The organism is Curtobacterium flaccumfaciens (genome assembly GCF_018598405.1).
Lineage (GTDB): Bacteria > Actinomycetota > Actinomycetes > Actinomycetales > Microbacteriaceae > Curtobacterium > Curtobacterium aurantiacum.
In genome coordinates, this window is sequence record NZ_JAHEWS010000014.1 from 89,201 (window position 1) to 96,880 (window position 7,680).

The following is a 7,680-nucleotide window of genomic DNA, read 5'->3' on the forward strand; positions in this document are numbered from 1 at the left end:
TCAGGCGGCCTGCAGCATGCGGTCGGCGGTGCGGAGTGAGAGCGCCATGATCGTCAGGGCGGGGTTCGCGATGACCGCGCTCGGGAACACCGAGTTGTCGGCGATCCACAGGTTCGGGACGTCCCACGAGCGGCCGTCCTGGTCGACGACGGAGGTCTCGCGGTCCGTGCCCATCCGCGCCGTGCCGATCGTGTGCGCGGTGCGGTCGAGGACCCGGACGTCCGTGCCACCCGCCGCCTCGACGATGGTCGTCATGGTGCGGACAGCGTGGCGGCGGATCGCTTCCTCGTTGGAACCCGGGGTGAACGAGACCCGGGCACGCGGGACGCCGTGCTCGTCGAGCTCGTCGGTGAGCTCGAGCCGGTTGTCGTCGTAGGGCAGGCACTCGGCGTTGATGCCGACGCCGGCCGAGAACGGGTAGTCCTGCAGCGCCCGGACGAGCTCGGCACCGCGGAGTCCGCCACCCCGCACCAGCGAGGTCGCGAAGGTCTGCGGCTGCACGCCCAGGCTCTGGATGAGGTAGCCGCCCGCGAAGTCCGCGTCCGCCGGTCGGACGAAGTCCTCGGTGATGATCGACGACGGGTACCCGCGGTACGACCGCATCGACTCGTCGAACCGTGCCCACACCTGGGTGGCTCCGTGCGCGGTGAAGTTCCGGCCGACCTGCCCACTGCCGTTCCCGACGCCGGTGTGCAGCAGCAACCGCGGCGTCTCGACACCGCCCGCGGCGAGAACGAGGGACCGGCAGCGCTGACGGTGCTCGCGCCCGCCAGCGGTGTACAGGACCGCCTCGACCCGACCCGCGGCGTCCAACTCGATACCGTGCACGAAGGACTCCGGACGGATCTCAGCACCGAACGCGACGGCGGCGGGCAGGTAGGTCGTGTCCATCGACACCTTCGAGCCGTTGCGACAGCCCTGGTGGCACGACCCGCACGCGACGCAGGCCTGACGCAGTCCGTGGTGGTCCTGGTGGCGGTCCTCGGTGGTCAGGCCGACCGGGGCATCGGTCGCGATGATCCCTGCCGCTGCGGTGCCGCGCATCATCATGTCGGACGAGGCGTTCCGGGCCGGCGGACGCATCCGGTAGCGGCGGGACGGGTCCCACGGGTAGTGCTCGGGGCCGGCGACGCCGACGTCGTGCTCGACCTGCTCGATCCAGCCGGTGAGCTCGGCGTGGCTGATCGGCCAGTCCTGCCCCGCGCCGCTCTCGGTGCGGAGTCGCAGGTCGTGCTCGCTCGGTCGCGGGGTGAACGCTCCCCAGTGCAGCGTCGAGCCGCCGACACCGGTGCCGCTGTTGTTCGGGCCGAAGGCCGTGGGGGCTCCACCGCCGCTCAGCCGCTCGTCCATCCAGTTGATGTCACCGGGGGCGGCCACCTCGTCCGGCACGTGGTCGCCCGGCTCGGTGTTGCGACCGGCTTCGAGCGCGACGACCGACAGGCCACGGCGGGCCAGCGATGCGAGGAGCGGTGCTCCCCCGGCCCCGGTGCCGACCACCACCACGTCGACGACGTCGTCCGTACCGTACGTGCGTTGTCCGTCGAGTCTCATCGTGTTGCTCCGGTCGTCGGTGCGGTGTCGATCGTGGTGGCGGCGGGGACACCGGCGGGTGCGTCCTTCGGGGTCGCGGCACCGGCCCCCGTCGGGGCGTCCGGTTCCCAGGCCTCGCGCTCGCCCGCCGCGAGGAGCTGGAAGCCCTGCTTGCGGACACCGTCGCCGCCGTTCGCGTAGCCGTCGAAGTCGATGGCGGCCATCGTCGCGGGGTGTGCGAGCCAGTGCTTCACGAGGTCGACGCTGGCGTCCTCGAACCATGCGCGCAGCTGCTCGGCGTCGAGACCACCATCGGCGCGGTACCGCCCGGCGGCCACGGACTCGAGGGCCTGGTCGAGCACCCCGTCGCGGGCGGGTGCGGCGAGCACGTCGAGCGCGGCACGGTAGGCCTCGCTGTCCACCGGCAGGCCGTCCGGCCGCCAGCCGTCGCCGAGCCCCGCGGCCAGCTGCGCGTCGACCCGCAGTGCGAGGTCGACCTGGTCGGTGCCGGGCTGCGGGACGACGATCCGCGCGACGGCACGCAGGGTGTCCAACTGCGTCGGCGTCAGTGCGTGGGGTGCTGCGGCCGGGTCGTCAGGCAGGGCACGCTCGGCGAGCAGCCCTCGGGTCCGGGCGCTGACCCGCGGCGAGGCGATCACGCGGGCGTGCTCCACGGGGACGACCGGCGACCCCGTGACGCGGCGCTGCCAGAAGTCCCGGATGCGGTGCCCGACGGTCTCCGGCTGTTCCCAGGGCAGCAGGTGGGCGGCGCCGTCGACGACGTGGAGCTCGCTGTTCGGCCAGTGCGGCAGGGTCAGGCGACGCTGGGCGTCGGCATCGAGGTCGCCGTCCTCGGAACCGGCGAGCACCAGGGCGGGCACCGGGTTCGGTGCGGCGTCCGACCAGTCTTCGCGGCTGCCGCGGGACAGCCAGTCCGTCCAGGCCGCGGGGTCGGTCCGCTCGACGTCCTGCACCGCCGCACTGTGCCGCGCGGGCGCCAGGGGTGCCGCGGTGTTGGCGGCGACGAACTCCTCGGCGTCCTCGGTGCCAATCGGGCCACCGGCAGCCCACGAGAGCATCGTCCAGCGGCGGTCGTCGTCCATCGGCTCGGGAGCGAGCGGGGACGCGGCGAGGAGCACCACGGCTCGCAGCCCGAACAGGCCGTTCGCGCCGGAGATCGTGCGGTCGGCCACCACCGTGGCGACCTTGCCGCCCATCGAGTGCCCGAGGAGCATCCACTCCGTCGAGCCGCTCGCCCCGATCGCGCGCTCCACCAGGACGGCCATCTCCTCGACGGTGGTGCCGGACGACGCCGGGCTGCGACCGAAGCCGGGCAGGTCGATGCCGATCAGGTCGAGGTCGCCGAGGAGCTCAGCGCGCAGCAGCGCGAACTCCTCGGAACTCGCGCCGAGGGCGTGGAGACAGAAGACGGTGGTCACCCTGTATACCTACCCGTCGCTCGCGACCGCTCCCAGCCGGGCCGTACCCCGTCGCGCCGCGCCTGTACCCCGATCGGCGGCGTCACCGGGCGTAGGCGTCGACGAACAGCGCGCCCCGGAGCTCGCGCAGGGTGTCCGCCAGCCGCTCGACGGTCCGGCCGGAGATGCCCGAGACCTGTAGGTCGTACGGGCCGAGCGCCGGCAGCCGCCCGGTACGGATGCGGACGACCTCCCACCCCACGGCGCGGACGGCTCGGTCCTTCCTGCGGTCGGTCTCCTGCCGGGGTCCGACGTGCTCGAGTCCGTGCCGACCGGTGGAGTCGTACTCGATGGCGACGCGGAGCTCGGGCAGGATGATGTCCGGCCAGGCCTCGACGTGGTCGAAGAACGGGCGGTCGAGCCGGATGGCGGAGTGGTCGTACGTGAACGCGAACCGCTCGGACAGCATGCCCCGGAGTTCGGCTTCGACCGCCGAGGCCGTCGCCGGGGCGCAGACGCTCGTGAACGACTCACCCGACGGCAGCCGCGGGGTCTTCGAGCAGATCGTGCGGGGAGCGGACTGGGCGGCCCGACGGGGTGCACCGCCGGCCGACCCTGCCGAGCCGGCCGCGCCGGCGGACCCGGCGACGGGCCGACGAGAGCGGGCACGGCTCGACGCGACGGCTCCGGCCGGGACCCCGCGCACCGGAGCCGCGGGCAGGGTCTGTCGTCCGGCGCTCCGGACGACCCGCTGCGGCACGGGCACCGTCCGGGGCCAGTCCGAGGGCAGCACCGGCCACCGCTGGGGCTGGGCCTGCACCGCGCACTCGGGGCACCACACGGAGCGACGGCGCTCACGGCCCGGACGGGACCGCTGTTCGGACGGGGTCGCGACGAAGACGTGCCCGACGTCGCACTCCCAGGTGAGCAGGACCTCGGCCGCCGGGGGGACCTGGGTCAGGACGACGCCGTGGTTCCAGTCGGGGTGGTACTGCCGGATGAGCACCGGGTACGGCGCCCAGTCGGCGCGGAACTGTCCGACGGCGTACGGCACCGCTTCGCCGCGCGACCACTGTCGGCGGCGCCACCACGCATCGACGGGTTCGGCCACCCCACCACGCTAGGAACGACCACCGACACCCGCTGCACCACGCAGCGAGCAGCGCGAGCGACACCCGCCACGGCACCGCACCGCACGACGGCTCAGGAGGCCAGCGCGTGCTTCACGTAGGCGACCAGGGCGTTCGCATGCCCGTGCCCCAGGCCGTGCTCGGACTTGAGCCACCCGACGACCTCCATGTGCTGGTGGTCGTCGAGCCGGTCGGCGACCAGGTCGAGCCACTCCTGCACCGGGCGCCCGTACGTCGTCTCGATGCTCGGGAAGTACGACGCCGGACCCTTCACCTTGGTGCCGTCCGCCGGGGCCACCGGGGCGGTCACACGATGCGCTGTCATGGCGCAACGGTAGCGCTCCGTCGTCCGTCACGGAACGTCACGCAGACACCGTTCTGTGACGCCGCGTTGCGCCGGATGGCCGGGTGTTGCGCCGCGTGGCGGGGTGTTGCGCGAGGCGTTGTCGGCGTCGGCCGGCCCTCCTACGGTCGCGACATGACCGAGACCACCAGGGCCCCGCAGTGGGAGGCGACCAGCGTCGACGACGCGGGCCGGACGACCGGGGCGAGCCGCGCCTCCAGGCCGGAGACGGCGACCATCGACGCGGCCGGACACGCCGCACTCGACCGTTCCGTCGTGCCGTTGCGGCACCCGCTGCGGTGGATCGCCGCGGCCCTCGTGCTCGTCGTGCTGCTGAACTTCGGCGAGACGCTGTTCACGAACGAGCAGTGGGGCTGGCCGGCCGTCGGCAAGTGGCTGTTCAGTCCGGCGGTCCTGACCGGCCTGCAGCTGACGCTCACCGCCACCGCGCTGAGCGCCGTGATCAGCTTCGCCGGCGGGATCCTGGTGGCCATCGCCCGGCTGTCGCACAACCCGGTGCTGTCCGGGCTGGCGTGGGGGTACGTGTGGCTGTTCCGGTCGGTGCCGCTCATCCTGGTGCTCGTCTTCCTCTACAACCTCGGATCGCTGTACCCGACCATCGGCATCGGGATCCCCTTCGGGCCGCAGTTCGAGGTGCCGACCGCGAACCTGCTCGGCGACCTGGCGATCGGGGTCATCGGGCTGAGCCTCAGTGAGATCGCCTACGCGTCCGAGATCGTCCGCGCCGGGGTGCTCGCCGTCGACCACGGGCAGCACGAGGCCGCGCAGGCGCTCGGGCTCCCCCGTCGCCGGCAGTTCGTGCGGGTGATCATGCCGCAGGCGCTGCGGTCGATCGTCCCGGCGTTCGTGAACCAGGTCGTCGGGCTCCTCAAGGCGTCGTCGCTGCTGTTCTACGTGTCGCTGCTCGACCTGTTCGGCGTGGTGCAGAACCTGTCGAGCACGTACCCGGGCGACATCATCCTGCTGCTCGTCGTCGCCACCATCTGGTACCTCGCGCTCACCAGCGCGGTCTCGATCGTGCAGTACTACGTCGAGCGGTGGACGGCCCGCGGGTCGGTCCGTGCGCTGCCGCCGACACCGTGGCAGCGGGTGCGGAGCGCGCTGCGGGGCGGCGGGACCGGACGTGGTCCGGGACGGCCTGGAGGCGCGGGTCGCCGCACACAGGCAGCCGTCGCCGAGCGCGCGGTCGCGTCCGGGTCTGCTTCCACCGACGACGACAGGAGCATCTGATGAGCGCCGCCATCGCGATCCACGGGGCCGTCAAGGCGTTCGGGGACAGCGTCGTCATCGACGGCGTCGACCTGTCGCTGCCGTCCGGCAGCGTGACCGTCGTCCTCGGCCCCTCCGGTTCCGGCAAGTCCACGCTGCTCCGGGCGATCAACCACCTCGAACCGCTCGACCGCGGGGTCGTCACGGTCGGCGACGAGCCCATCGGCGTCCGCCTGCGCACCGGCCGCGACGGGGTGCCCCGCTGGAAGGAGCTGCCCGAGCGGCACATCCTGCGGCAGCGTGCCCGGATCGGGTTCGTGTTCCAGCACTTCAACCTGTTCCCGCACCTCACCGCGCTCGAGAACGTCGCCGAGGGGCCGATCGCCGCCGGGGTCCCCGTCGCCTCGGCCCGAGCGCGGGCACAGACCCTGCTCGAGCGGGTCGGACTCGGCGACCGCGGCGCGGCCCGCCCCCGGCAGTTGTCCGGCGGGCAGCAGCAGCGCGTCGCGATCGCCCGGGCCCTGGCGCTCGAGCCGTCGGTGGTCCTGCTCGACGAGCCGACCTCGGCGCTCGACCCGGAGCTCGTCGGCGAGGTGCTCGGGGTCATCCGGGGGTTGGCGGACACGGGCACCACGCTCGTCATCGTCACCCACGAGATCGCCTTCGCCCGCGAGGTCGCCGACCACGTCGTGTTCCTCGACCACGGGCGGGTCGTCGAGCAGGGGCCGCCGGCCCAGGTGCTCGACCACCCGCAGCACACCCGCACGAGGGACTTCCTGTCCCGCGTCCGCTGACCCCCGATCCCTGATTCCCGCACGCACCCCAAGGAGAACCATGTCCACGATCACCCCCGCCCGCTGCCGCAACAGCGCCGGCTTCCTCGTCCTCGCAGCCGGCGTCGTCGTCGCCCTCGCCGGGTGCTCCGCGGGCGCTTCCGCCGACACGAGCGGCGCGCCCGACGGCTCCGTCACCATCGGCGCCGCCTCGAACGGTGCGGCGGAGGAGACGACCCTCGAGGTCACCGAGGACACGAAGCTGCACGACGCGCTCCCCGCCGCCGTCCGGAAGTCCGGCACGCTGACGATCGGCGTGGGTGCCCTGCCCGCCGGGTTCCCGCCGCTCGCCTTCACCGGTGACGACCAGAAGACGATCACCGGCTCGGAGCCCGACCTCGGACGGCTCGTCGCCGCGAAGCTCGGGCTGCGCGCGGACGTGCAGAACGCCACGTGGGACAACCTGTTCGTCGGCATCGACAGCGGCAAGTACGACGCGGGCTTCTCGAACGTCACGGTCACTGAACAGCGCAAGGAGAAGTACGACTTCGCCTCGTACCGGCAGGACAACCTGGCGTTCCAGGTGCTGGCCTCGAGCTCGCTGCGGTTCGACGGCGACCCGTCCGTGCTCGCCGGCAAGACGCTGTCCGTCAGTTCCGGCACGAACCAGGAGAACATCCTGCTCGAGTGGCAGAAGGAGCTCCGGGCGACGGGCGAGGACTTCACGATCAAGTACTACCCGGACGGCAACGCGGTGAGGCTCGCGCTCGACTCGGGCAAGATCGACGCCTACTTCGGTCCGAACCCGACGATCGCCTACCAGAACAGGCAGAGCAAGGGCACGGCGAAGGCGACGACGACCGCGGGCACGTACTCCGGCGCCGGCTCGTCCCTGCAGGGGCTCATCGCCGCGACGACGAAGCAGGGCAGCGGGATCGCGAAGCCCGTCGCGGCGGCGATCAACGAGCTCATCGAGGACGGCACCTACGCGAAGTGGCTCGCGGCCTACAACCTGTCGAACGAGGCCGTGAAGACGTCCGAGGTGAACCCCGAGGGTCTGCCGCTCGACAACAGCTGAGCCCGCGCGCGCCCGGTTCGGCGCATCGGGTGCTGATGCCTGATGCCTGGTGCTCGTGCTTGGTGCTGATGCAGAGCGACACCGTCGAGGTCGTACGACCTCTTGGGTTCAATCGGTGGTTGCAACGCCCTGAGCGTTTGGGTGGTTGTGATGGGTCGTGCGGCGGCGTATTCGAGGG

General features: G+C 72.5%; 7 protein-coding genes. 3 read left to right on the top strand and 4 right to left on the bottom strand.

The features are described from left to right. The 4 genes from KK097_RS10695 to KK097_RS10710 form a co-directional block, all read right to left on the bottom strand. On the bottom strand, nucleotides 1-1,551 hold the full coding sequence (locus KK097_RS10695; protein WP_214544705.1) for a GMC family oxidoreductase: 1,551 nt from the start codon (nucleotides 1,549-1,551) through the stop codon (nucleotides 1-3). Next, nucleotides 1,548-2,969 (bottom strand): alpha/beta fold hydrolase, encoded by a 1,422-nt coding sequence (locus KK097_RS10700; RefSeq protein ID WP_214544706.1) that lies wholly within the window; start codon nucleotides 2,967-2,969, stop codon nucleotides 1,548-1,550. The genes KK097_RS10695 and KK097_RS10700 overlap by 4 nt, the downstream gene beginning before the upstream one ends. A gap of 82 nt (nucleotides 2,970-3,051) precedes the next feature. Beyond that, nucleotides 3,052-4,059, bottom strand: coding sequence for a putative endonuclease domain-containing protein (locus KK097_RS10705; protein ID WP_214544707.1), 1,008 nt, complete (start codon nucleotides 4,057-4,059; stop codon nucleotides 3,052-3,054). A 92-nt stretch (nucleotides 4,060-4,151) separates the two neighbouring features. Beyond that, complete coding sequence (locus KK097_RS10710; protein ID WP_214544708.1) at nucleotides 4,152-4,403, bottom strand: DUF4287 domain-containing protein; 252 nt, start codon at nucleotides 4,401-4,403, stop codon at nucleotides 4,152-4,154. 153 nt (nucleotides 4,404-4,556) lie between these two features. On the opposite strand from KK097_RS10710, the gene KK097_RS10715 reads away from it, so the two are divergent. The 3 genes from KK097_RS10715 to KK097_RS10725 are packed head-to-tail and all read left to right on the top strand — an operon-like array spanning nucleotide 4,557 to nucleotide 7,502. Next, complete coding sequence (locus KK097_RS10715; RefSeq protein WP_214544709.1) at nucleotides 4,557-5,672, top strand: amino acid ABC transporter permease; 1,116 nt, start codon at nucleotides 4,557-4,559, stop codon at nucleotides 5,670-5,672. Continuing rightward, nucleotides 5,672-6,445 (top strand): amino acid ABC transporter ATP-binding protein, encoded by a 774-nt coding sequence (locus KK097_RS10720; protein ID WP_214544711.1) that lies wholly within the window; start codon nucleotides 5,672-5,674, stop codon nucleotides 6,443-6,445. Before KK097_RS10715 ends, KK097_RS10720 begins: the two co-directional genes overlap by 1 nt. Before the next feature lie 40 nt (nucleotides 6,446-6,485). Further along, nucleotides 6,486-7,502 carry a transporter substrate-binding domain-containing protein gene (locus KK097_RS10725; protein WP_214544713.1) on the top strand — a complete coding sequence of 339 codons (1,017 nt, stop codon included), beginning with the start codon at nucleotides 6,486-6,488 and terminating at the stop codon, nucleotides 7,500-7,502. The last annotated feature ends 178 nt before the right edge of the window (nucleotides 7,503-7,680 follow it).

Excerpts from the sequence above, each read along its gene's own strand:
- KK097_RS10695 (WP_214544705.1), bottom strand. The coding sequence starts at position 1,551 with ATGAGACTCGACGGACAACGCACGTACGGTACGGACGACGTCGTCGAC.
- KK097_RS10710 (WP_214544708.1), bottom strand. The coding sequence starts at position 4,403 with ATGACAGCGCATCGTGTGACCGCCCCGGTGGCCCCGGCGGACGGCACC.
- KK097_RS10715 (WP_214544709.1), top strand. The coding sequence starts at position 4,557 with ATGACCGAGACCACCAGGGCCCCGCAGTGGGAGGCGACCAGCGTCGAC.
- KK097_RS10720 (WP_214544711.1), top strand. The coding sequence starts at position 5,672 with ATGAGCGCCGCCATCGCGATCCACGGGGCCGTCAAGGCGTTCGGGGAC.
- KK097_RS10725 (WP_214544713.1), top strand. The coding sequence starts at position 6,486 with ATGTCCACGATCACCCCCGCCCGCTGCCGCAACAGCGCCGGCTTCCTC.